A 26069-nucleotide genomic window follows, 5' to 3' on the forward strand; every position below is an offset into this window, starting at 1 on the left:
TATCAATTAAAACCTACCATTTGTCGGGTGGTCAGTTTTTAAAGATAAAGTATTTACCCCCTCAAAAACGAATAATAACGAAAATACATAGCTATGAAATTACAACAACTTAGATATATTGTAGAAGTTCAAAATCATAAATTAAATGTCTCAGCAACAGCTGAAAGTTTATTTACCTCACAACCAGGTATTTCTAAGCAAGTGCGCATGCTTGAAGATGAGTTAGGTATTCAAATTTTTGGTCGCAGTGGTAAACATTTAACGCATGTAACGAGTGCCGGTGAAGAAGTCATTAATATATCGCGCGAAATCCTCTCAAAAGTGGAAGGTATTAAAGCGGTTGCTCATGAGCATACTTTACCTGATCAAGGTAAGCTTAATATTGCCACTACTCATACCCAAGCACGTTACGCATTGCCGAATGTTATTAAAGGGTTTATGAAAAAATACCCCGCAGTGTCACTTCATATGCACCAAGGTACACCGCAGCAAATATCAGATGCAGCTGCACGTGGCGATGCCGACTTTGCTATTGCAACAGAAGCACTACACTTATATTCAGACCTTGTTATGCTACCTTGTTATCATTGGAACCGTAGTATTGTGGTGGCAAAAGACCATCCATTAGCTAAAAAAGCCAATAGTATAACCGTGGCTGATATTGCAAAATATCCGCTTATTACTTATGTATTTGGCTTTACTGGCCGCTCAGAACTAGATAAAGCATTTAGTGCTCATGGGCTTGAGCCGCACATAGTATTTACCGCCACCGATGCCGACGTTATTAAAACGTATGTACGCTTAGGATTAGGCGTTGGAGTGGTTGCGTCAATGGCGATTGACCAGGTCAGTGATACTGATTTAGTGTGTATTGATGCCAGCCATTTATTTGAAGCGAGTACCACTAAAATTGGTTTTAGAAAAGGCAGTTTTTTACGCACTTATATGTATGACTTTATTGAACGCTTTGCACCACACTTAACTAAAGAGCGAGTAGAGCGTGCTAACTTATTACGCAACCAAGAAGATGTTGATAAGTTATTTGCTGATATAGAATTGCCAGTTAAATAATTGTTTCGGTATCTAATACTTAACTGTTAAAAGTAGCTAATAAAAAAGGCGCCTGTTTTTAAACAGGCGCCTTTTTTAATTATAATTAAGTGTGTTAACACTCAATTATATTAACGGCTAAACCACCACGAGCGGTTTCTTTATATTTAGTTTTCATATCGTTACCGGTTTCGAGCATAGTTTTAATCACTTTATCGAGTGATACTTTTTGCTCACCACTACCACGAATTGCAAGGCGTGACGCATTAATTGCTTTTATCGCGCCCATGGCGTTGCGTTCAATACACGGTACTTGCACTAAGCCACCAACTGGGTCACACGTAAGCCCTAAGTTATGCTCCATGCCAATTTCGGCGGCATTTTCTACTTGCACTACATTACCACCTACAATTTCGGTAAGTGCGCCTGCAGCCATTGAGCAAGCCACGCCCACTTCACCTTGGCAGCCTACTTCGGCACCCGAAATAGAGGCGTTCTTTTTATATAAAATACCGATAGCGGCGGCGGTTAATAAATAACGCGTAACTATGTCGCGATCAACTTCTTTTATAAAAGTATGATAATACATAAGTACTGCTGGTAAAATACCCGCTGCGCCATTGGTAGGCGCGGTTACAACACGCCCGCCTGCGGCGTTCTCTTCATTTACAGCTAAAGCAAATAAGTCGACCCAATCCATAGCACGTAGGGGGTCGTTACTTACTTCAACATTAAGTTTTAAATGTAAATTAGGAGCACGACGTTTTACTTTTAAACCGCCTGGTAAAATCCCTTCGGTACGCATACCACGCTCAATACAGGCTTTCATTACCTGCCAAATATTAAATAACTCGTCTTTAATGTCGTTTTCGCTGCGTAGTGTTTTTTCGTTATGCATCATTAAAGTAGATACACTGAAACCCGACTCTTTACACATTTCCAGTAATTCTTGTGCGCTACCAAACGGAAAAGGTGCAGGGTTTTCTTCACGAATATCAAGCGCTGCTTGTTTTTCGTTTTCAAAATCTTGGTCAGTAACAATAAAGCCACCGCCAATTGAGTAATAAATTTGGCTATAAACCTTCTCGCCATTATTAGAGGCAATAATTTCCATTGCATTAGAGTGCTTAGGTAGCGTTTTACGACGGTGAAAAACAATAGCCCCTTGCTTTGGGAATTTAGCCTTATGCGTTTGATTTAAATAAATAACTTGTTCTTTTTCAATTGTGGCTAAAATAGTATCAACCAAATCGGCGTCGATGGTTTCAGGATCATACCCAGCAAGGCCAAGTATTACTGCTTTACCCGAGCCGTGGCCAATACCAGTTTGGCCTAACGATCCATATAGCTCTACTTTAATGTCGGTAACGTTTGCTAATAATTGTTTTTCTTGTAGGTCATTAACAAATAAACGAGATGCGCGCATTGGGCCAACGGTATGTGACGAAGAAGGGCCAATACCAATACTAAACATATCAAATGCACTTATCATAATGTGTCTCTTCTGTGTTTACTCAGCACTAGGCTGCTTTTTTGAACGGTCGTGTATAGTAACGCTAAATTGTGACTATGTAACCATTAATCAAGAACATTTAAACTGGTAAGGCGAGTTGTTTTGTAAAGTTTTTAATGATGCTTGCAGTTGCACCCCAAAGTAAACCATGTGGGGTATTGTAACCATATAAAATAATGGTTTTACCAAAACGCTGAAAAGGCAGGGGCTGCCAATTAGCCTCGTTAGTTAAATCACGCAGTGGTAATAAAAAACTAGCTTGTACCTCATTATGATCGTTCTCCCAAATAGTGTGTTTATTAAGCATGCCAACAAAAGGGCTAATGTTAAAGCCGGTGAGTGTTGAGTACAAAGGTAATTGGCCAAATACTTTAACATTACTGGGCGTAATATTTAGCTCTTCATGTAGTTCACGCAGGGCAGTAGTGCGAAGCGTAATATCACTTGCTTCAAACTTACCACCGGGCAAGCAAATTTCACCGGGATGATGGTGCAAATAAATAGGGCGCTTACACAGTAAAATATGCGCATGATCATCTACATCAATAAGCGGCAACATGACTGCGCTGGCACGCTTTTTAGGGGTATCTATTCCTTGATCTGGCGCTGCCGTAGGGCTTAACTGAAACCGCGCTATAATGTGTTCACTATTCAAAGCGACCTACTGTTATTTATAATAATGGAAGTATTTTATTTACTTTATCGTATGTTTCTTGATATTCCAATGCAACTTTAGAATCAGCTACTATGCCACCACCGGCCCAGCAGTGTATTTGTTGAGCGTGGCATACTAAAGTGCGAATAGTAATGCTGGTATCCATGTTACCACAAGCACTTAAATAGCCTATTGAACCACAATAAATACTGCGACGATGCGGTTCAAGTTCTTCAATAATCTCCATTGCTCTCACTTTAGGCGCGCCAGTAATCGAGCCCCCAGGAAATGCTGCAGCGAGTTGATCAACCGCCGTTTTACCCTCTGCCAATGTGGCAGTAACTGTACTAACTAAATGATGCACCGCCGGAAAGCTCTCAATAGCAAATAATGAGGGCACCTGTACCGATCCTGGTTTGGCTACTTTACCTAAATCGTTTCGTAATAAATCAACAATCATTACATTTTCGGCGCGATCTTTGGCAGAGTTTGCCAATAATTGTGCTTGCTGGGCGTCTTGCTGCGGATCCGCTTTTCGCGGTAACGTGCCTTTAATCGGCTTAGTTTGCACTTGATTATCGCTTACTAATATAAAACGCTCCGGAGAAATAGACAAAATTGCGCCTTGCGGATGGTTTATAAAGCTAGAAAACGGCGCTTTATTCGCTGCTGTTAATTTAACGTAGGCAGCCCAAGGCGAGCCTTCATATTGGGCACTAAAACGTTGTGCTAAATTTATTTGATAGCAATCGCCTGTTTTTAAATAATCTTCAATTACGGCAAATTTTTGCGCATAATCAGCGCGGCTCATATTAGATTGCCACGCAGTTTTAAGTGCAAAGCTAGGCATAATGGCAGGTTGTGCTAAATACTGCTGATAAAGTGCTAAGCGATTAACCTTAGGCTGGGCAATATAAAACCAACTGTTTTGTTGTTTATCGTATATGAGTGCATCTAAGTACAAGCCAACGGCCATTTGTGGCAAGTCTATATCGTTTATAGCGCTACTTGGGAGGTTTTCAAGTGTGCGGCCTAAGTCATAACCCAAATAACCCAGCCAGCCACCACTAAAGGGTAGGTTGTTGGCCGCTTTGTTGTTATTAAGTTTTAGCAGTTCGCTGTTCATTATTTCAAAGCAGCTTCTTGCATCGGGTTGGTTATTTAAAATACTGAGGTTGTTTTGTACTTCCAGTGTGCTTTTGGGCTCGATGGCAATAATATCAAAACGACTGTCTACATGCTCACTATTGGCCGAATCGAGTAAAATGGCATAAGGCAAGTGGGCAAAATGCGCAAATACATCAATACAGCTTTGTGTTATGGCTAATTTTATACAATTATTTTTATTGTTTAGCATTTACTACCCCTTTAAGAACTGGCTCGAAACGGGCGAGGAGGGTATCATAAGTCAAATTTTTTTGGCAGCGTTTAGTTGCTTCCCAAATTAAAAACAGTGCAAACCACCGTCACCGGTTTGATATAGCTTACGCGACACCGCGTAACGGTAACTTAAGGAACCACTATGAGTACAATCCGTCAGCAAGACTTTATAGATAGCATTGAAGATGCTTTGCAGTATATTTCCTTCTATCATCCCCTTGATTTTGTTCAAGCGCTTGAAAAAGCCTATAACAAAGAACAAAGTAAAGCAGCAAAAGATGCCATCGCACAAATTCTAATTAACTCGCGTATGTCGGCTGAGGGCAAGCGTCCGCTTTGCCAAGACACAGGTATTATTACCTGTTTTGTTAAAGTAGGTATGGATGTTAACTGGGATAAAACCGATTTAACCGTTCAACAAATGGTTGATGAAGGCACACGCCGTGCATACTTAAATCCAGACAACCCGCTGCGCGCCTCTATTGTTGCAGACCCTGCAGGTACTCGTAAAAACACCAAAGACAATACCCCTTCAGTTGTACATATAGATTTAGTAGCGGGCGGTAAGGTTGAAGTAATGGTAGCGGCTAAAGGCGGCGGCTCTGAAAACAAAAGTAAAATGGTTATGTTAAACCCATCTGACGATGTGGCAGAATGGGTAGAAAAAACGCTACCTACAATGGGCGCAGGCTGGTGTCCGCCTGGCATGCTAGGTATAGGTATTGGTGGTACGGCTGAAAAAGCGGCAGTAATGGCTAAAGAGTCGTTAATGGATCCGGTAGATATTCATGAATTAATGGAACGCGGTGCAGAAACCACAGAAGAAAAGCTACGTTTAGAAATATTTGAACGTGCTAATAAATTAGGTATTGGCGCACAAGGCTTAGGCGGTTTAACAACGGTTGTTGATGTTAAAATTAAAACAGCACCAACGCATGCAGCGTCAAAACCGGTCGTGATGATCCCTAACTGTGCGGCTACTCGCCACGTACACTTTACCCTTGATGGTTCAGGCCCAGCAAACCTAAAAGCACCTAAGTTAGAAGATTGGCCACAAGTAACCTTTGAAGTGGGCGAAGGCACACGTCGTGTTGATTTAAATACCTTGACCAAAAAAGATGTGCAAGAGTGGAAAATGGGTGAAACTGTTTTACTTTCGGGTACTATTTTAACGGGTCGAGATGCCGCGCATAAGCGTTTGCAAGACATGATCAACTCAGGCGAAGGTTTACCTAAAGGCGTAGATTTTGATAATAAATTTATTTATTACGTAGGCCCAGTAGATGCTGTACGTGACGAAGCAGTTGGCCCAGCGGGTCCGACAACGGCTACACGTATGGATAAATTTACCGATATGATGCTAGAAAAAACCGGTATTGTAGGCATGATAGGTAAAGCAGAGCGTGGCCCTGCTACGGTTGAGTCTATTAAGCAGCATAAGTCAGTGTACTTAATGGCAGTTGGCGGCGCGGCGTATTTAGTATCTAAAGCAATTAAAAAAGCACGTGTTGTTGCTTTCGAAGATTTAGGTATGGAAGCCATCTACGAGTTTGAAGTAGAAGATATGCCGGTAACAGTCGCTGTTGATAGCGAAGGTGCTAATGCGCATACGCAAGGCCCTGCAATTTGGAAAGCTAAAATTGAAGAGCTAGATAGCAAGCTAAAGTAATCTAACTTACTAATATACAAAGCGAGCCCTGTGCTCGCTTTTTGTTTAACTTAAACTAAGTAACCTGACCTCTGGATAATAAACCTATCTCAAGCAGCTATTTTCAGCGCTAACTGCGTTGAATTCACTTGCAATAGGCCAGCTATTGACGCGTGAATTCGTCTTGTTTTCACTGAAAATCTCTGGCTAGAGAAAATAAAGATAAATATAACTATGATTCAATACGTTAGTAAATCTCTTAACCAGAGTTCAGGTTAAATAACCTGTTCTATTGCCCGTAATTTAATTTGCTTAGCAAAAGAGTGAACAGCTCTGACCAGTTCTCTTAAACCACCCCCTTTTTAAGGCAAGCCTATGTAGCATAAGCGTTTGCATATTATGCTTGCGTGTAATTTAAACTTTACAGTTATTAGTTGCATTACGTTCACGTAAGCGTAAACCTTGCGGTGTTTGTTATTTTTAGCTTTTAATACTTGATTGCTTTACCTTTGTGGAATTTTTATGTGCACTTACCATTAAAGCTGGCTATTTAATTCAATGCTGTTTTGCGCTTGGGTTTATCCTCTCGTGGTATAGCGAAGCGTTATCCGAAGTGATAAAGTCTCGGCAATTTCATGCATGCATACCCTTTAGGGTTAACTATTTCGGAGTATTTAAAGTGGTTGTGTTTAATCAAGTTGAATTTGATAACCATGAACAAGTGGTTTTTTGTACTGATAAAGAGTCGGGTTTAAAAGCAATAATTGCGGTACATAATACTAACCTAGGTCCGGCAGTGGGCGGATGTAGAATGTGGGATTATGCAAATGATGAAGATGCAGTTTACGACGTGCTGCGTTTATCCAAAGGCATGACCTATAAAAATGCAGTTGCGCGCTTGCCATTTGGTGGCGGTAAATCTGTGATTATTGGTAATGCTAAAGAAATTAAATCTGAGCAATTATTCCGTGCTTTTGGTCGTCAATTAGAGCGATTAAACGGCAGCTACTATTCTGCTGAAGATGTAAATATCAACTGCGACGATGTTGCAATGATGAACAAAGAAACCAGTTATGTACTTGGCCTTGAAGGCAAAAGTGGTAACCCATCACCATTTACAGCATACGGTACGTTTTTAGGTATAAAAGCGGCATTAAACCATCAGCGTGGTCATCAAAACTTTGCTGGTATTAAAGTAGCAGTACAAGGGTTAGGGACTGTTGCTTATACTTTATGTAAGCATTTGTCAGAGGCGGGCGCTGAGCTATATGTTACTGATATTAACCAAGCAGCAATTGACCGTGTTGTTAATGAGTTTGGTGCTACAGCCGTTGGCATTGACGAAATTTACGATTTAGACGTAGACGTGTACGCACCTTGTGCACTAGGTGCAACTATAAACGATGCAACTATACCGCGCCTTAAAGCTACTATAATTGCAGGCTGTGCCAATAACCAGTTGGCACAATCGCGCCATGGTGAAATTATTCGTGAGAAAGGTATTTTATATGCACCAGATTACGTAATTAACGCCGGTGGTATTATTAATGTTTATTATGAAACGCTACCAGAAGGGTACAGTGCTGCTGCGTCAAATAAACATGTTGAAGGTATTTTTGATACCCTAACTGAAATCTTTGCGCGTAGTGAAAAAGAGCAAAAATCTACGCATTTAATTGCTGATGAGCTTGCACAAGAGATCCTTAAAAACGGTCTTTAATCGGCTAAATAAGTTAACCGTAAATATTAGGGCGTGCAATTGCACGCCTTTTTTTTGTTTATACGTTAAACTTAATTTTTTATTTTATGTGTTTATTTATCTATGTCTTCTTCGCCTGTTTCTATGCAGCCTATTGATTTTGATAGCTGGCCCCGTAAACAACATTTTGAGTTGTTTAAACACTTTTCTCAACCTTACTTTAATGTGTGTGTACAGCTAAACGCGAAGGCCTTATATAATTACTGTAAAGCGCATCAGCTGTCTTTTTTTCAGGCCTATACTTATGCCACACTTAAAGCGTGCCATGCGTACCCGCCAATTATGCTGCGTATTATTAATGATAAGCCATGGCTACTAAGTAACACCCGCGCTAGTGTGGTTGAGCTGGCAGCAGATGACTCGTTCAGGTTTAGTTACTTTAGTGATAAGGCCAACTTTACTGAGTTTGCCGTGCATGCCAGCGCAGTTAGTTTTAATGCTAAATCGCAGCCTTTATTTTCTGATGCCTTTGCACAAACCGAAGGGCAGGCCGACTTAATTCATATTTCGGTATTACCTTGGCTAAATTTTAGTGCTTTTTCGCATGCGTTTAGTGAAGGGAAATGTTTAGGGATCCCTAAATTTGTATTTGGTCAGCTTAATAAACAGCAGCAAACTATGCCCTTAGCTATTGATGTACATCACTCTTTAATGGATGGTTTACACGTAGCAAAGTTTATAAACATTTTACAAGATACATTTGATAACTTTTGTAAAGATTAGTTAATGAAATGCTACTGCAGGCTGTGGTAGTATTTTCTTAGTTTAGCTGGTTTTGGTTGGTTTTTAATCACTTAGGATTGCGTTAAATTTAGTGGGTAATACTAATTAATCAATAATAATTATAAAGGTCGCAGTGATGAAGCATTTAGGGATTTTATGTGTATTTTTCGTCATGTTCACGTGTCAGGTGCAGTCACAAACTCGTTTACCTTTAAGTGATTATTTTTTTGAAACATGGAATACCCGCTCAGGCCTGCCTCACAATAGTATTAATAGCTTAGCGCAAACTCAAGACGGTTATTTATGGATAGCAACATGGGAGGGTTTAGCGCGCTTTAATGGCCAAGAATTTAAACTATTTACTCGCGCTGAAATAAATAATCTTCCCGACTCAGGGCTTCGTGCACTTACTCCTACCGATGACGGCGGCTTATTAATAGCCGGTTCAAGAGGTGGTATCAGCTTATATCAATATAGACAGTGGAATACTCAGCCGAGTGCCTCAGCTATGGTTAATCACATAATTAAAAGTAACGATGACGGGTTTTGGCTGGCATTAGAAAACGATGGCGTATTTTACCGCGGGGCTAATAGTAAACACGATCAGGCCATTGTTCATAATGTTAGCGCCTATCGTGTGCTTGAGGATGCCAATGGCGTTATTTGGGCTGCTACTAGCGATGGTTTATATAAAATTGTTGATCAGCAAGCAAGCTTAATAACAGCCGATGATGGGCTACCCAATGCAGCAGTTTATACTCTACTACTTACTCGCCAAGGGAAATTAATTATTGGCAGTGAGCGCGGCGCTTATATTCTCAAAGACGCAGTATTTACTGCCATCCATCCACAGCTCAGTGTCGAGTCTATTTCTAGTTTATTAGAAGATAACCACGGTGATTTATGGTTTGGCACTATTAATAAAGGTATTTTTCGACTCAGTGTGGCTGGGCTTGAGCAATTAGATGCGAAAGGCGGACTCCCTGCTAATAGAATATTGTCTTTATTACAAGATAGAGAAAACAGTATTTGGGTGGGCACTAATGCCGGGCTGTTTAGATTAAGGGAGACGCCATTTACCGCCTGGACTACTAAGCGGGGTTTAGCTGGGGATTACGTGCGAACGGTATTATCGCACTCCGATGGTAGCTTATGGGTAGGGAGTAGTGCCGGCCTTAACAAAATTAAAAATAATAATGTAACTCAAATAGAAGGTGCTAAAGAAGGTTCTCCCTATTCGGTATTGAGTTTACTGGAGGGCGAGGATGGCGATGTATGGATAGGCACTTATACATCGGGTGTATTAAAGGTCAGTAATAATAAAATAACGCCTTATTTAAATCGTAGTAATGGCCTTGGGAGTAACGAAGTAAGAGGGCTATTACTCGATTCCAAACAGCGATTATGGATCGGCTCTGCTATGGGGTTAACGCGAGTTGAAAAAGATGGCTCATTAGTGCAATTTACCAATGAAAAAGAGCTGCCTAGCGGTTTTATTTTAGCACTCAGTGAAGATAACAAAGGCAATGTTTGGATTGGCACCGGCAATGGGGTTGTGGTGTTTAATATACTAACTGAGCAATTTAGTGCTATAAGCTTTCCAGCGCAATTTGCTGCCGAGTATGGATTTGGTTTTTATTTTGATGACGACTACACATGGATGACGACAGATCGTGGATTAATGCGCTATGAGCACAGTGCAGGCAAAATGGCTATTTTAGGGCGGGAGCAAGGGCTGCCAGTCGATAAGTTATTTCAAATTGTGGCTCATAAAGATTCATTTTGGTTATCGAGTAACCGCGGGGTTATTCAGGTTGATCGCCAGCACGTTAATCATGTTCTTGATGAAAAACAAAAAAATATAAATATTCCACTCGTATTTCAACTTTATGACGAGGGCGATGGCATGCTCAGTGCACAAGTTAATGGCGGCTCGACCCCATCAGCAACAGTGCATAAAGATGGCACCATTTGGTTTGCTACTGCAAAAGGAGTAAGCGCGCTAAAACCTGAGTTATTGCAAGCATCAAGCAAAGTAGATTTGCCTACTATGATTGAGAGCTTTAGCGTTAACGGCAGAGCAACAGCGCTCCCATTAGATGGTGAAACAGTATTATTGCCGCCTAATGTTTCAAGATTATCTTTTCAGTATGCGGGTTTGAGTTTTATTATGCCGCAGCGTTTAAGTTTTCAAACACAGTTAGAAGGTTTTAATAAAGAGTGGGTAAACCGCCAGCACATGACAGGTGCAGAATACACCAACTTACCTGCAGGTAAGTATACGTTTAAGGTGCGCGCCGGTTATCCAAATACACAATGGCAGCAAAATGAGCAAGAAATTCGCTTTGTAATTCAAGCACATTACTGGCAAAAGTTGAGCTTTAAATTAATGCTGTTTTTTACTTTTTTAGTCACTATATATGCTATTTATAAGTACCGCTTATATCATTATAAAAAAGTAGAGGCAGAGCTAACTAAACGAGTAGAAAAGCAAACACAGGACCTTCAAGAACAGGCAAACGCCTTTGCTTATCAAGCCACTCACGACCAACTTACTGATATGCCAAACCGGCGCGCTTTCGATAGTTGGTTAGCAGCAAATTTTGCCACTTATAAGCAGCAAAATAAAATATTAGCTATTGCTATCATGGATATAGATCACTTTAAGCGGGTGAACGATGGCTGGTCACATATTGTTGGCGATAAAGTTATCTGTGAAATAGCCAAAATACTCAAATCGCATTGCGAAGGTGAGCAGCAAGTAGCTCGCTGGGGCGGGGAGGAATTTACCTTAGTGTTTCCTAACAAAACTGCAGCAGAAGCAAAACTCATGTGTGAACTATTACGGGAAGAAATTGCAAATAACGATTTTTCAGTAATTGCTGCTGGGCTGCATCAAGTAACCGCGAGTTTTGGTGTTTCTGATTCTAATAATATAGACGATTACGACCGACTTTTATCAGGAGCCGATCAGGCATTATACAAAGCCAAAAACGGTGGCCGTAATCGCACCGAAATCATGTAATTGAAAAGTGCCTCAGTCGCACACATATAGAGAGTATACATTGAGCGAAGGCATCAGCATGATAAATGGATTGTTAATTGTTATCTTAATTATTTTTGTGGTTATTTTTTGGCGTTGGCCAGCTATTCAAAATAGATTATGGCAACGTAAATATAAAACTCTTGAGCTTAATTCGCAGCAAAAAGATATTTTACTGCGTTGTATGCCTATTTATAAAAAAATGACCGATGCTGATAGAGCAAAGTTAGAGCGTCATATTATGTGGTTTTTAAGTGAAAAACGCTTTGTAGGGTGCGATGGCTTAAAACTAACAGGTGCAATGAAGCTAATTGTAGCAGCCGATGCCTGCTTGCTTGTGCTCAATAAACCTTGGCCACTTTACAAAAATGTAAAAGAAATACTCCTATATCCAAGTGCTTATTATGCGCCGCAGTTAACGCGTGATAGCGCTGGCTTAGTTAGCTATCATAATGCAATTAGGCTAGGTGAGTCGTGGCCAGGTGGTACATTAGTACTCAGTTGGCACGACGTTCTTGAGGGAAATAGATTACCCAGTGATGGCCATAATTTAGTGTTTCATGAATTTGCGCATCAGCTAGATCAAGAAACCGGCAAAACAACCGGTACGCCGTTACTTAAAACAGCAGCCGAGTATAAAGAATGGGGGCGTGTATTTAGTCGTGCCTTTAACCAGTTAAAAAGTCATGTTGCTTATAGTATGGAGCATGTTATTCATAGTTATGGTGCGACTAATGAGGCTGAGTTTTTTGCGGTGATCACCGAAACCTTTTTAGAGAAGCCGGCAGAACTGCGCCGATATGACCCTGAAATTTATCGCTTGCTGGTGGACTATTATCAATTTGACCCTATAGTCTGGCATTAATTTACGGCATTTCATCTTATAACGCTGGCAACTTGTCGGCGTTTTTGTTGCAATCATGTAAGAGAGTTACATAGAGCAACAATAATAAGTGAGAATTGCATGAAAAAAATGCTGCAAACGGTGCTAGCTTTATCTGTGTCATTGGCACTAGGCAACGCACAAGCCCAACAAGACGATGAGCCAAAATGGCAAGTAGATTCACCTAAAGGGCAATTTGTAGATGCCACCATTAGTGTTGATCAAGGCACATGGATGAACCTAGATATTAGCCCTGATGGTAAAACACTGGTGTTTGATTTACTTGGCGATATTTATACTATGCCAATAAGTGGCGGCAATGCCACACAACTTACCTCAGATATTGCATGGCAAATGCAACCGCGCTTTAGCCCAAATGGTAAACACATTGCTTTTACCTCAGATCAAGGTGGCGGCGATAATATTTGGATTATGGATTTAAACGGCGAAAACCAAAGTGCAGTAACCGACGAAACCTTTCGCTTATTAAACAGCCCTGCATGGAGTCCTGATGGCGACTACCTAGTTGCCCGTAAACACTTTACCGCAAGTCGCTCATTAGGGGCAGGCGAAGTATGGCTTTATCATAAAGCGGGTGGTAAAGGAGTACAGCTTACCAAGCGAGCTGACGATCAAAAAGATTTGGGTGAGCCGATGTTTTCGCCCGATGGTCGTTATGTGTACTTTTCGCATGATGCAACACCAGGTAAAACCTTTCACTATTCAAAAGACTCTGTGGCGGGAATTTATAAAATAAAACGTTACGACCGTGAAACCGGCGAAATTGAAACGGTGATTAGTGGCATGGGTGGCGCAATAAGACCAACCCCCTCACCCGATGGTAAAAAGCTTGCTTATATAAAGCGTGACGACTTTCAAACTAGCCTGTACTTATACGACTTAACTAGCGGTGAGCACACTAAACTGTACGATAAGTTAGAACGCGATATGCAAGAAACTTGGGCTATTCATGGTGTTTACCCCACGATTGCTTGGACGCCAGATAACCAACAACTGGTATTTTGGGCTGGTGGCACAATACATAAACTCGATGTTAGCGATAAATCGGTAGAAACAATTGCTTTTAAAGTACAAACCACTAAAAAAATTCAAAAAGCAGTGCGTTTTACTCAAAACCTCGATACTGATGAGTTTGATGTAAAAATGCTGCGTAACGTACAAATTAGCCCAGATGGTGAAACGGCTATTTTTGAAGCGTTAGGACACATTTATAAACGTGATTTAGAATCAGGAAAAATTAAGCGTTTAACCAAACAAACCGATCATTACGAGTTATTTGCGCAGTACTCGCGCGATGGCAAAAAAATAGTGTACACCACGTGGGACGATAACGAGCAAGGTCAAGTACGTGTGGTTTCTGCGAGCAGTGGCCGTGGTGACACCATAACTGAGCAACCGGGTAAGTACGTTGAGCCTACCTTTAGCCCAGACGGTAAAACAGTGGTTTATCGAAAAGCCACCGGTGGCAGTATTTTAAACCCTAAGTGGTCACTAAACCCAGGAGTTTACAGCGTAAGTACTAAAGGCGGCAAAAGTGAGTTAATTTCAAAAAATGGCTATCAGCCACAGTTTGGCGCAGCTAACGATCGAGTGTACATCATGAGCCCGTGGCCAAAACCAACGCTGAGTGTAGTAGAGCTTGATACTAAAAAAGTGCGTAAGCTTTACGAATCTGAGCATGCCACCGAATTTAGAGTATCGCCAGATGGCCAATATCTTGCGTTTGCTGAGCGCTTTAAAGTATTTGTAACACCGTTTGTAGAAAGCGGTAAAACGCTTAATATTAGCCCTACAGACAACCAATTTCCTATTGAGCAGTTATCTGTTCGTGCGGGAGAAAATATTAGCTGGAGCGCTAATAGCAATAAACTGTATTGGACTTTAGGTCCTGAGCTTTATCATGCCAGCCTTGAGGGTATGTTTGCTATTAATAAAGCTGACGATAAAGACTTTAAAGTAAAAAGTGGCGATAACATTAGTTTTAGTAAAAAAATGGCTGAGCCAAAGGGCATGATAGCTCTAACGGGCGCTAAAATTATTACTATGGATGGCGAAAAAGTTATTGAAAATGGTGTGATTATCACCGATGGTAAGCATATAAAAGCCATTGGTACAGCCGCTGAAGTAAGCATTCCCAAAGGTGCTAAAGTAGTTGATGTAACGGGCAAAACGATTATGCCAGGGATAGTCGACGCCCACGCACATGGCTCGCAAGCAAGTGATGAAATTATTCCACAACAAAACTGGAAAAACTTTGCAGGGCTTGCATTAGGTGTAACTACAATTCACGACCCATCAAACGACACCTCAGAAATATTCACCGCCAGTGAAATGCAAAAAGCAGGCATGATAGTTGGCCCGCGTATATTCTCTACCGGTACTATTTTGTATGGCGCCAATATGCCAGGGTATACCTCGCATATTGACTCGTTAGATGATGCTAAATTTCATTTAGAGCGTTTAAAAAAGGTTGGCGCGTTTAGTGTTAAATCGTACAACCAACCACGTCGCGAGCAACGCCAGCAAGTAATAGAAGCGGGGCGTGAACTGCAAATGATGGTAGTACCCGAAGGTGGCTCATTACTACAACATAACCTAAGTATGATAGTAGATGGGCATACAGGCATTGAGCATTCAATTCCGGTAGAGCATATTTACGACGATATAAAACAGCTGTGGTCACAAAGTGATGTAGGTTATACACCAACGCTTGTTGTAGCCTATGGCGGTATTTGGGGCGAAAATTACTGGTACGATAAAACGGATGTGTGGAATCACCCACGGTTAAGTAAATTTGTGCCTAAAAACCAATTATTACCGCGCTCAATGCGCCGCGTTAAAGCACCCGAGCATCACTATAACCATTTTAACAATGCCCGCGTAGCTGCTGAGCTGCAAGACCTAGGTGTACTAGTTAACTTAGGAGCGCATGGCCAACGTGAAGGTTTAGGTGCGCATTGGGAAATGTGGATGTTTGCCCAAGGTGGCATGACCCCACTTGAAGCAATTAGAGCCTCTACACTCGATCCAGCTAAGTACTTAGGGCTAGATAAAAACGTCGGATCGCTAGAAGTAGGTAAACTTGCTGATTTAATGGTAATTGATGGCGATCCGCTAATTAATATCCGCGACTCAGACAAAATTGACTACACCATGATCAACGGCCGCTTATTTAATGCCGCAACTATGGTTGAGGTGGGTAAAAAACAGCGTAAACCACTTTATTTTGAAAACAACAAATAACATTTAAAGTTAGAGTTTAAATAACGTTAACGCATTTAAAAGCGGCTAACTTAGTGTTAAGTTAGCCGCTTTTTTTAGGCATAAAAAAACCGCTTAACGCGGTTTATTTTAAAATCACATTAGGATGTTAAACAACACCGCGCGGTAAACGGCAATCGTGCTCTTTACGCGCTAATTCTACAATCCAAAACTCTTCAGCTGTATAACCGTCTTCATTTTCGGTAACAACAGTAAATGGTGCTTTTTTCTGTGCTTTAGCAGGCGCAGCCACTTTAGTTTTTTTCGTTTTAGCAGTTTTGCCAGAAGTTAACTTTTTAGTTAACTCTGCTACATCAGCTAGGCGTAAATTTTTGCCGCCATCGATGCTGTACCAGCCTGGTTTTGTAGTGATTTCAGGTTTTTTACCGTTGGCAGCTTCATACGCTGATTCAAAGGCAGATAACACTGCTGTTTTGTCTAGTTTGCTCATTAGAGACCCTATACGTTGTTAACACAGATAAAGAAGTCCTATTTATACCTATTTTAAAAGTGTTTTTCAATTTTTTGCGATTTTCCTTCCATTTTAGCTCATAAACAGCCAAAATTTGCACAAAATTCAGTGTTAAGTAAGGTAGCTTGTATGCAACGTCGAGAATTTAACCAGCTGTTAAATGACATTTTAAAACCCCACACAATTAATGATTTTTGCCCAAATGGCCTACAAATTGAAGGCAAAAATGAAATTAAAACCATAATTACTGGTGTTACTGCAAGCCAAGCACTGATTGATGCTGCAATAGAAAAAAATGCTGATGCAATATTAGTGCACCATGGTTATTTTTGGAAAGGCGAATCACAACCAATTACAGGTATGAAAAAACGCCGCATTGGTGCGTTATTAGCAAATGACATTAACTTATTTGCTTATCATTTACCGCTCGATATACATCCGGTACTTGGTAATAACGCACAATTAGCACTGTTGCTAGATATTGAAATTGAAGCGGGTTTAGAGCCTGTTGCAAACAGCGTAGCAATGAAAGGGCGTTTAAAAACACCGTTAACGGGTGAAGAGTTTGCCAATAAAATAGCTCAAGTGTTAAACAGATCACCACTGAGCAGTTTAGTACGAACCGATAAAATAGAGACAATTGGGTTATGCACCGGTGGCGGGCAAGGTTACATTGACCTAGCTGCAGAGCAAGGCCTTGACGCCTACTTAACTGGCGAAGCCTCGGAGCAAACTATTCATAGCTCGCGCGAGCAAAATATTGATTTTTTTGCCGCAGGGCACCACGCCACAGAGCGCTACGGCATTAAAGCATTAGGTGAGCTACTCGCTCAAGAGCATGGTTTTGACGTCACATTTATTGACATAGATAACCCAGTATAAATAGTTAAAAATGCAATAAATATAAAATCATCATTAGCTCTCATGGCTTTGGTAAACAATACAAAAAACCATATTAATACATGTATTAGTGAAGGTTGCGGCTGGGTGGTTTTTACTAAATACAAAGTGACAGGTAAAGCTTAAGCTATAAATCTTAAGCTACTAACCTATGAGGCTATTTTATATTTATGAGCTGCTTTAGATTTAAGTCGTGATCGCGTTTTTGAGGAATGCTTGAAGCCGTTTTTCTATAACTAGAAACTTCAGAGCCTCGAATATAAGTAATGAGAGGAGTCACTTTTGAGCGAAATGAAAATATTTGGTCTTTTTTTAATTACGGCTTTGGCAGAAATTATTGGCTGTTATTTACCATACCTTTGGTTGCGTGAGGGGAAATCGGTTTGGTTACTGGTTCCTGCAGCCCTAAGCCTGGCTATATTTGCTTGGTTATTGTCGTTGCATCCAGCCGCTGCAGGTAGGGTTTATGCTGCTTATGGTGGCGTGTATATTTTCATGGCTATTTTGTGGTTGTGGGCTGTTGATGGTATTCGTCCAACTACATGGGATCTTGTGGGGTCTGGTGTAGCACTTGTAGGTATGGCTATAATAATGTTTGCTCCACGTAGCGTATAACAATAGTATCAGAGGTGGTAGTTTCCATCACGGAAAATAAAAAACACCTATTTTAAGGTTTGTAATTGCAGCGTAGTTAGTAAAGCTGCACATATCCGGAAATTACCATGTCTAAATCAGTTCAACCGCACATTAAAAATGTAGCTCTAATCGTTAAAAACTACGATGGTGCTATCGCGTTTTATACTAAAAAACTTCAATTTACACTCCTCGAAGATACTGATTTAGGTGGCGGGAAGCGCTGAGTTTAGGTTTATCTTCCCTATTCTAATGGTACGAATTTACTAGGAGCACAAACGAGCAGACACAAGCTGTTGGTAACCAAACCGGTGGACGTGTTTTCTTACTTTTACAGATCAACGATTTCTGGTGAGACTATGAGCTAATGAAAGCAAATGATGTTGTATTTAATGAAGAGCCACGAGTTGAAGAGTATGGCACAGTAGTGTTTTTTCAAGACCTATATAGTAATAAATGGGATTTACTGCAACTCAACAGCACAACCAAATAGTTTGTACTTAACAATAGACTATAGGAACAACAGCTGTTTTCACCACACACTTAATCTGGCAGCATCTAAGCCAATAAATTTAAAAAGTTAAGAACCGATAAAAATTATGAACACTGAAAATACTCCTCAAAAAACCGCTAGCTTTTTCCCATGGCTGATTATGATCTTGATGTCGTCAGTGACCTTTGTAGGGATATTATCGGAGCTGATGCCCTCAGGTGTTATGCCTTTAATGATGGCCGATCTCAATATTAGTGAGATGCAAACAGGTAATTTGGTGGGCTACTACGCCATTGCTTCAGCGATATTTGCAATTCCGCTCATTTCAATGACGATGCAATTTAATCGCAAGCACTTACTGCTGATTTTGTTGAGTGGCTTTGCCGTTTCAAACATTGTGGTTGGGCTGATTGATAATTATAACGTTATTATTTTTCTTAGAATTATCGGAGGCATTTGTGCAGGTGTGATGTGGCCAATGATTGCAGCTTACGGTATGCGACTGGTAGATGAGGAACATCATGGCAAGGCTATTGCGGTTATTATGGCAGGCACCACGCTGGGAATTAGTCTTGGTATGCCCATAATGACCACTATTGGCAATGAATATGGCTGGCGAAGTGAGTTTATTGGCTTTGGGCTGGTTATTATTGCTATTGCCATTATTAGCTTTTTTGCATTGCCTTCTGCGCCCGGTGAAAAGCTGAGCAAAAGCTCCTCACCTTTTGCGGTATTAACAAATCCAGCTGTACTAGTTATTCTTGTGCTTACCTTGCTTGGTGTAACCGCACATTATGGTGCCTATGTTTACATTACAAGCCTGGTTGAGGAAATTGGTTTAGCTGGTGGGATTGAAAGTGCTTTATTGTTTTTTGGTATAGGTTCGATGATTTCTGTTTTTTTAGCTATAAAACTTATCGATAAATACCTGCGGCTATTAACAATAACCATGTTTGCATTACTTATTGTTTCTATGCTCACATTACTAATGTTTGGCAAAGTAAAAGGTGTAGGGCATTTTGCTTTTTTTATCTGGGGTCTTTCATTTGGTCCCTTAGTCACTTTAATGCAGGCCGCCGTTAGCAGGCAGGTAAAAAATGCTAAAGATGTTGCTACTTCAGTTCAGTCCTCGGTATTTAATTTATCCGTTATGATCGCATCTTCTGTTGCTGGGCTGCTGCTGGGGATTTATTCACCTATGAGCTTGGTGTACTTTGCCGTTGCTTTATCTATTCCGGGTATTATTATCTCATTTTTTGCGAAAAAAACTTTAAGTAAAGTGTTTTAGAAAAACTTATTGATACTAAGAAAATAAAATCTATACAGTTAAAGTGAAGTGGCCAATTGAAAGGTAGTGTAACTAATATTACTCCCTCTAGTGCCGGATGATGATGGTTATAGTTATAGCTTGTTCATGCAGCAAAATGGCCTAAAGTGAGCTCCCTATGTATCTGCTTTAGCATTTGGAATTTGACTCTAAGCGCGATGGAAAGTCACTGCTTGTTGCTTAACAAAGTAATCAAAGCTGTCTTTGGTAAGTGCACTAACACGTGTAACTTTGTGGGATGTTATGTGGCGCATTGGCAAAAGTGTTATAAATTAACAAAACCGGACACCTATTTAAGTAATCCGGTTTAATACACTATTTGTAATTTACTGTGTTGAACTTACGTTAAAGTGCTTCTGGGTCTATCCAACGGCGCATGCTGATCCACGCTTTACCCACTACCTCATGGCTGTATTGTGTTACTACATGCAAAGCTTGGGCATTTGGTACGAGTTGTTTGTGCCAAGGTAATACAGCAAAGTTATGATAATCAGTTGCCGCTGTTATTACCTCAACACCTTGGGCGTTAAATAAATCTTTTGCGCGCGGCATATGTAAAACTGAAGTAACCAATGCCACTTTGTAGTCAACTAATGTGGGGGCTAATAATCTTGCTTCGGCTGGGGTATCCATAGCCGCTGGATTTTGCACTAAGCGATTTTTATTAATGCCTAAATTTATTGCTGTGTTATACATTAAGCTACTATTAGTGACTTTTTGGTATCCGCCGCCCGATACAATAAGTTGTGCATTTGGGTAGAGTTTGGCTAGCTTTATGCCTTCGACTAAACGAGTAAGTGCGCAGTTGCCAAGTTGGTTATTAGCACTTAAAGCCGTGTTGGGGTTAATGTCGCAACCGAGTACGACTATTTTGTCAATTTTTGGCTGTTTTAATGAATTAAATGCCAGTGCGGGTGACTCGTTATTTTTTATAATTAGGTTAGCAACCAGCGGTGTGCTGACTAAAAGCAGCGCCGCTAAGCTTATAAAAGATAAAAATAAAGCAGATCTTTTACCTCTAAATGCCAAAAGTAGCATAATAAGGGCAAATAGACCCAATAAAGGCAGTGGCATTAATAAACCACCCAATAATTTTTTAATGGCAAACATAATGAGTAATATAAAAAGCTAAGTTAGCTTTATATTACTCATGTGTAAGATGTTTATCGACCGTTATTTAACTTACAGGTATTTAAAAAGTGACGATAAACAGGGTTGTCTTTCATTTCTTTTTTCATCGCTAAATACATAGGGCGAGTTAAGCCTAATGCTCCTAGCGGAATTGACTTAATTAATCCTTGGCTTTCGTAAGGTGTAACCAGCCAGTCGGGTAATGCAGCCACGCCCATGCCCGCACTAACGAGTTGAAAAATAAGTAATCCCTGGTCAACTGTTTTAAGTGTGCCATCAAAACGGGCATTTTGAATAAAGTGTTTAAAAATATCTTGGCGTTCGCGCGGAATAGGGTAGGAAATAATAGTTTCGTTTTTTAAATCAAGCGCAGTTACATAGGCTTTTTTAGCAAGATCATGGTCGGGGGCAACAATGAGCTTTAATTTAAAGTCGAATAAATGGGCGTATTCTAGCTGGTCGGGTTCGCGTATATCTGAGGTGAGCACTAGGTCAAGTTCATCACTTAATAAATCAGGGATGGCGTCGTAGCTAAAACCGCGTTCGTAATCAATTTTTATATCGGGCCAAAAGTTATTAAATTCTTTAATTGTTGGCAATAACCAATGAAAGCACGCATGGCACTCAACACTTAAGCGCATTTGTGAAATAGGCTGGTTTAAACTTTCTTTTAAGCGGCACTTGGTTGCTTCTACTTTTGGTAATATTTCGTGGGCTAATTCAAGTAATAGCATACCTTGGGGGGTAAATCGTACTGGTTGGGTTTTTCTCTCGAACAATTGGCAGTCTAATTTGTTCTCTAAATCTTTGATTTGATGTGATAAAGCCGATTGCGTTAAAAATAACTCACGTGCGGTATTAACCAAAGATCCCGTTTCTTTTAAGGTAGCAATGGTTTTTAAGTGTTTAAGACCAATCATCTTTAAAAATTCTCATGAAAAAGGTGAGTTTAACTCAGAGTAAGCACATATTACGCTTTTACAAAAAACGTTTCAACGTCTAGAAGGCTGTTAATTGTGTTTTATTAGTAACCTCTATGCTTAACATTAAGTTTTTTAATCATGAAAGTCATTTTAAAATAGATTTGATGGGTTTTGCATGAGTTTAGCTCATGTTGGGTTTTGGTGTGATTACTAAAAATATTGTGGGCGAGCATGGATTTATTACAAAGGTTTGAAATGTTGATTACCCGAATGACACTGACCAAGTGTATTAGGATATTAATACAGCTAAGATGCCCAGTATTGCATGGATAAAAAGCAATTATTCACAAAGCAGCTAAAGCACCGGTTGCGCGTTTGTGGATAAATCCAGATTGTGGTTTAAAACCAGATCATGGGACAAGCACTTACCAACATGGTTAAAACAACCAAAGAGCTGCGTGAAGAGCTAAAGGTTAGATCTACACCTTAAAAATGTAGCTTACGTATATTACTTATATAAAAATAATCGTAAAAATAAGCCAGCAATAATTAGCTGGCTTTTTTATTATAGTGGGGCGCCGATTAGTAAAATAGCTTCTTGGGCTGTTACCGGTTTTGATTTTAAATAGCCTTGCCCGTAATTGCACTGCGTAGTTTGTAAAATAGCGAGTTGCTCAGCAGTTTCAATCCCCTCAGCAACCACTGCAAGATTAAGTGATATTGCTAGCGACAAAATAGCATCAACGAGTGGGTTGGCTGAGTCATGTAAGTGATCAATAAAGCTCTTATCTATTTTTAAAATATGAATAGGTAGCTGATGTAAGTAACCAAGCGCTGAGTAACCTGTACCAAAGTCATCAAGGCAAAGCTTTACTTTTAATGGCGATAAGCCTTCAATTATTTGCGTAGCTAAGTCTAAATTTTCGATTAACCCCGATTCAGTAATTTCTAAACACAAAGATCCCAGTGGGAGCTGATATTTATTATAAATAGCGTGAATTTGTGCCACAAAATCTAAACTGGCAAAGTGACGAGACGATACATTAACGGTGACTTTTAAAAACCGGTGTCCTTGTTGATGCCAAGTGCTAATTTGTTGTGCGGCTAAATCTAATAAATGTAAGTCTAAATTAATTATTTGCCCGGTTTTTTCAGCAATTGGGATAAAGTCATTTGGCGGTACAAACCCTTTACTGGGATGATGCCAACGAACAAGTGCTTCAAAACCGATTACTTCACATGTTGCAATGGTAAATATAGGCTGAAAATACAGCTCAAACTCATTGTGCTCTATACCGTGTTGTAAGTCGTTTTCAATATCGGCATGTGTTTTAAGCTTTTTGCGCATAATATTATTAAATAGCTTAACTTGTCCGCGTCCTGTCGATTTAGCTTCGTACATAGCTGCATCAGCTTGTTGCAATAAAATATAGGCTTTGTCGTTTTCGTTATCACTTAATGCTACGCCAATACTTGTAGATGCTTGTAATAGGTGGCCGTCAATATTAATTGGCTTTGAAAGGGCAAGTTGTATGCGTTTGAGCGCATCCGTTACCTGATTGCGGTGAGTGATGTTTTCCATAAAAATAGCAAACTCATCGCCACCTAAACGTGAAAATGTGTCGGTATTGCGCACCGTGCCTTTAATTAATTGGCATATTTTTATTAAAAAGTGATCACCAACTTCATGACCAAGTGAATCATTAATACTTTTAAAACGATCAAAATCTAAATAGAGTAAGGCGTGGCTAGTGCCTTTTTTTGCTCTTGCAAGGCGTAAAATAGCATGCTTAATTCGCTCAATAAGTAATGAGCGATTAGCTAGGCCAGTGAGGTCATCGTGCAGGGCGCGGTGCTCTAGTTCTTGGCGAGCTAATTGGCGATCAATCGCCATACTTATTTGTCGGCTAACATAGGTCAGCAGCGCATTATCGTGTTGACTGTAATGTAGCGCTTTATCGTAACTTTGCACTACTATAACACCGCTATGGCGATCGTTTACCCTAAATGGGACACCTAACCAAGATTCTGCGCGCCTACCCACCATTTTAAAATGCTGTTGTTCTACATGGTGTAAAAACTCACTATTAGTGAGCAGTAAAGATTGCTCCGTAACTAATAAATAATACGAGGCAGTATCTTTTAATTGCTCTTTTGAAATTTTTTGATGGCTGTTGGTTTTAATGCCTTCTTCAACAATATAAACAATATCTAACACGTCAATTTGTTTATCGTATAGCGCTATAAAAAAGTTATCGGCAGGGAGTAAACTATTAATAATTAAATGCAGCGATTCAAAAAAAACGTCTAAATTTTTAGCTTTATAAGTTAAGTTTGCAATTTGCAGCAGGCTATTTTCTAACTTTTGGGCATTATTTAATTGTAAAACCGTTGTTTGTAAGCTGTTTACCGTATTAACTTGGTTTATTTTGGCACTTAATAAGTGAGCAACCGTAGTGAGTATTTCGAGGTGCGAGTTAGTAAAGTAATTTTTAATTGGGTGCTCACAATCTATTACCCCTAAAACATGATCTTTGTATATAAGTGGAACACATATTTCAGATTGAGCAGGGCGCTCATCAGCAATGTAGCGGCTATCTTTGGTTACATCGCCAATCATGATTGCTTTAGCTGTGGTTGCTACATAGCCGGTGATACCTTCATCAAAGCGGATCACTTTTCTCTGTGCTTGATATTCTTTGCGCTCACTGGCAACGCCCATAGAAGCGGCTTGAATAAGCGTTAAATTGGCAGTATCAGCAAGATAAATAACACAATCAACAAAGCCAAGCCTATTAATCACTTGGGTAGTTACATATTCAAATAGCTCATCAAGCGTATCTAATTGCAGCAAGCTTGAGGAGAACTGATTAATTATACTCAGCTGATCGGTTTTAACTTCGAGCGCTGTAGTGATATCTACTTTGTTAGGCATAGCAAATAATGTAGTTCTTAGTTAAGTATAAATACGGGTACTAATTTAACATGGTATTAACTTTCCTACAAAACAAAATGACAATTGCTTTATGTAAACTGTAAAGTTTAATTGCAGCGCTACAAAGGTTGATTATTTATAATAAGATCTTTACTCGAAAACGTCCTATGCCTATGATCGGATAAATTTAGCTTAGGGACCAACTCATGACCGTTAAAAATACAGACTCTGCAGCAACACTCACTATTACCAGGCCAGATGATTGGCATGTACACTTACGTGATGGTGATCAATTAAAAGACACGGTTCGTGATATTAGCCGTTATATGGGTCGAGCAATTATTATGCCTAATTTAATGCCGCCAGCAACTTGTACAGATACGGCATTAGCATACAGAGAACGTATAATGGCTGCAGGCCCACAAGGCAATTTTGAGCCTTTAATGGTGCTATACCTTACAGATAAAACAACCCCAGATGAAATAATAAAAGCCAAAGCAACTGGCAAAATAGTTGCAGCAAAACTATATCCGGCAGGTGCAACAACAAATTCAGACTCAGGTGTTACCTCAATTAAAAATATTTACCCTGTTTTAGCTGCAATGCAAGACGTAGGCATGCTGCTTTTAATACACGGTGAGGTGACAGATTCGTCTATTGATATTTTTGACCGTGAAAAAATATTTATCGAAACGATTTTAGGTGATGTAGTAACTGACTTTCCTGAGCTAAAAATAGTACTTGAGCATATTACAACCAAAGATGCGGTAGAGTTTGTAACTAATGCGCCGGATAATGTTGCAGCAACAATTACTGCTCATCACTTACTGTACAATCGCAACCATATGCTGGCAGGGGGCATTCGCCCACATTATTACTGTTTACCTATTTTAAAACGTAATATTCACCAACATGCTTTAATGGCTGCTGCAGTAAGTGGTAATAAAAAATTCTTTTTAGGTACTGACTCAGCGCCTCATTATAAAGATAAAAAAGAAGCTGCGTGTGGTTGTGCAGGAGCTTATACCGCACATGCTGCTATTGAGTTATACGCAGAGGCATTTGAAGGCGCTGGTAAACTAGACAAACTGGAAGGCTTTGCAAGCTTTTTTGGACCAGACTTTTATGGCCTTGCACGTAATAAAGATACCATTACTTTAGAAAGAAGCCCGTGGCAAGTGCCTGCAAGTTATACGCTTGGCGACTCACAAGTAGTACCTATAAAGGCAGAGGATACAATTGACTGGCAAGTTAAGTAGCCTGGTTGCTCACAATACCTAAAATTTTTAAAGCCGTTTAGCTTAGCTAAGCGGCTTTTT

Annotated in this window: 19 protein-coding genes and 1 pseudogene; 13 read left to right on the forward strand and 7 right to left on the reverse strand. The window is 40.1% G+C overall.

The genetic code is table 11. The features are described 5' to 3' along the window. Positions 1 to 93: 93 nt before the first annotated feature. Positions 94 to 1071 (forward strand): HTH-type transcriptional regulator CysB, encoded by a 978-nt coding sequence (cysB, locus tag AAEY55_RS10545; RefSeq protein WP_011327847.1) that lies wholly within the window; start codon positions 94 to 96, stop codon positions 1069 to 1071. A 94-nt stretch (positions 1072 to 1165) separates the two neighbouring features. Here the strand turns inward: cysB and AAEY55_RS10550 are convergent, their stop codons facing one another. The 3 genes from AAEY55_RS10550 to pabB all read right to left on the reverse strand — a co-directional run bounded on the left by AAEY55_RS10550 (position 1166) and on the right by pabB (position 4575). After that, positions 1166 to 2542: an L-serine ammonia-lyase gene (locus AAEY55_RS10550; protein WP_011327848.1), complete on the reverse strand. Its 1377-nt coding sequence runs from the start codon at positions 2540 to 2542 to the stop codon at positions 1166 to 1168. 100 nt (positions 2543 to 2642) lie between these two features. After that, positions 2643 to 3218: a CoA pyrophosphatase gene (locus AAEY55_RS10555; protein ID WP_011327849.1), complete on the reverse strand. Its 576-nt coding sequence runs from the start codon at positions 3216 to 3218 to the stop codon at positions 2643 to 2645. Between the two features lie 16 nt (positions 3219 to 3234). Beyond that, a complete protein-coding gene (gene pabB, locus AAEY55_RS10560) occupies positions 3235 to 4575 on the reverse strand; it encodes an aminodeoxychorismate synthase component I (RefSeq protein WP_089368018.1) in 1341 nt (446 codons plus the stop codon). 165 nt (positions 4576 to 4740) lie between these two features. Between pabB and AAEY55_RS10565 the strand changes: the two genes are divergently transcribed. The 6 genes from AAEY55_RS10565 (at position 4741) to AAEY55_RS10590 (ending at position 15918) form a co-directional block, all read left to right on the forward strand. After that, positions 4741 to 6267 (forward strand): fumarate hydratase, encoded by a 1527-nt coding sequence (locus AAEY55_RS10565; protein ID WP_011327851.1) that lies wholly within the window; start codon positions 4741 to 4743, stop codon positions 6265 to 6267. 658 nt (positions 6268 to 6925) lie between these two features. Continuing rightward, positions 6926 to 7966, forward strand: coding sequence for a Glu/Leu/Phe/Val dehydrogenase (locus AAEY55_RS10570; RefSeq protein ID WP_089368020.1), 1041 nt, complete (start codon positions 6926 to 6928; stop codon positions 7964 to 7966). Between the two features lie 123 nt (positions 7967 to 8089). Further along, positions 8090 to 8728 (forward strand): chloramphenicol acetyltransferase, encoded by a 639-nt coding sequence (locus AAEY55_RS10575; protein WP_080516808.1) that lies wholly within the window; start codon positions 8090 to 8092, stop codon positions 8726 to 8728. A gap of 136 nt (positions 8729 to 8864) precedes the next feature. Next, positions 8865 to 11753: a two-component regulator propeller domain-containing protein gene (locus tag AAEY55_RS10580; RefSeq protein ID WP_350551227.1), complete on the forward strand. Its 2889-nt coding sequence runs from the start codon at positions 8865 to 8867 to the stop codon at positions 11751 to 11753. Positions 11754 to 11811: 58 nt separating this feature from the next. Further along, entirely contained in the window at positions 11812 to 12636 is an 825-nt protein-coding gene (locus AAEY55_RS10585; RefSeq protein ID WP_011327855.1) for a M90 family metallopeptidase, read from the forward strand. A gap of 99 nt (positions 12637 to 12735) precedes the next feature. After that, on the forward strand, positions 12736 to 15918 hold the full coding sequence (locus tag AAEY55_RS10590; protein WP_350551230.1) for an amidohydrolase family protein: 3183 nt from the start codon (positions 12736 to 12738) through the stop codon (positions 15916 to 15918). 127 nt (positions 15919 to 16045) lie between these two features. Here the strand turns inward: AAEY55_RS10590 and AAEY55_RS10595 are convergent, their stop codons facing one another. Continuing rightward, a complete protein-coding gene (locus tag AAEY55_RS10595) occupies positions 16046 to 16387 on the reverse strand; it encodes a hypothetical protein (protein ID WP_011327857.1) in 342 nt (113 codons plus the stop codon). Between the two features lie 150 nt (positions 16388 to 16537). Here AAEY55_RS10595 and AAEY55_RS10600 point away from each other — a divergent pair, with 150 nt between their 5' ends. The 4 genes and pseudogenes from AAEY55_RS10600 (at position 16538) to AAEY55_RS10615 (ending at position 19722) form a co-directional block, all read left to right on the forward strand. Continuing rightward, positions 16538 to 17290: a Nif3-like dinuclear metal center hexameric protein gene (locus AAEY55_RS10600; RefSeq protein ID WP_011327858.1), complete on the forward strand. Its 753-nt coding sequence runs from the start codon at positions 16538 to 16540 to the stop codon at positions 17288 to 17290. Positions 17291 to 17599: 309 nt separating this feature from the next. Further along, positions 17600 to 17923 carry a YnfA family protein gene (locus tag AAEY55_RS10605; protein ID WP_011327860.1) on the forward strand — a complete coding sequence of 108 codons (324 nt, stop codon included), beginning with the start codon at positions 17600 to 17602 and terminating at the stop codon, positions 17921 to 17923. Positions 17924 to 18030: 107 nt separating this feature from the next. Further along, positions 18031 to 18434, forward strand: a pseudogene (locus AAEY55_RS10610) (VOC family protein). Positions 18435 to 18540: 106 nt separating this feature from the next. Beyond that, positions 18541 to 19722 carry an MFS transporter gene (locus AAEY55_RS10615; protein WP_350551234.1) on the forward strand — a complete coding sequence of 394 codons (1182 nt, stop codon included), beginning with the start codon at positions 18541 to 18543 and terminating at the stop codon, positions 19720 to 19722. A 384-nt stretch (positions 19723 to 20106) separates the two neighbouring features. Here the strand turns inward: AAEY55_RS10615 and AAEY55_RS10620 are convergent, their stop codons facing one another. Together AAEY55_RS10620 and AAEY55_RS10625 are read right to left on the reverse strand one after the other, a co-directional pair. Further along, a complete protein-coding gene (locus AAEY55_RS10620) occupies positions 20107 to 20871 on the reverse strand; it encodes a YdcF family protein (protein WP_080516809.1) in 765 nt (254 codons plus the stop codon). Between the two features lie 53 nt (positions 20872 to 20924). Then, positions 20925 to 21812, reverse strand: coding sequence for a LysR family transcriptional regulator (locus tag AAEY55_RS10625; protein WP_011327866.1), 888 nt, complete (start codon positions 21810 to 21812; stop codon positions 20925 to 20927). Positions 21813 to 22190: 378 nt separating this feature from the next. Here AAEY55_RS10625 and AAEY55_RS10630 point away from each other — a divergent pair, with 378 nt between their 5' ends. After that, complete coding sequence (locus AAEY55_RS10630; RefSeq protein WP_231613568.1) at positions 22191 to 22256, forward strand: hypothetical protein; 66 nt, start codon at positions 22191 to 22193, stop codon at positions 22254 to 22256. Between the two features lie 124 nt (positions 22257 to 22380). Here the strand turns inward: AAEY55_RS10630 and AAEY55_RS10635 are convergent, their stop codons facing one another. Continuing rightward, a complete protein-coding gene (locus tag AAEY55_RS10635; protein ID WP_089368024.1) occupies positions 22381 to 24750 on the reverse strand; it encodes a GGDEF domain-containing protein in 2370 nt (789 codons plus the stop codon). Between the two features lie 206 nt (positions 24751 to 24956). Between AAEY55_RS10635 and pyrC the strand changes: the two genes are divergently transcribed. Beyond that, on the forward strand, positions 24957 to 26009 hold the full coding sequence (gene pyrC, locus AAEY55_RS10640) for a dihydroorotase (RefSeq protein WP_086993324.1): 1053 nt from the start codon (positions 24957 to 24959) through the stop codon (positions 26007 to 26009). The last annotated feature ends 60 nt before the right edge of the window (positions 26010 to 26069 follow it).

This window comes from Pseudoalteromonas sp. 120-MNA-CIBAN-0494, from assembly GCF_040308885.1.
Lineage (GTDB): Bacteria > Pseudomonadota > Gammaproteobacteria > Enterobacterales > Alteromonadaceae > Pseudoalteromonas > Pseudoalteromonas nigrifaciens.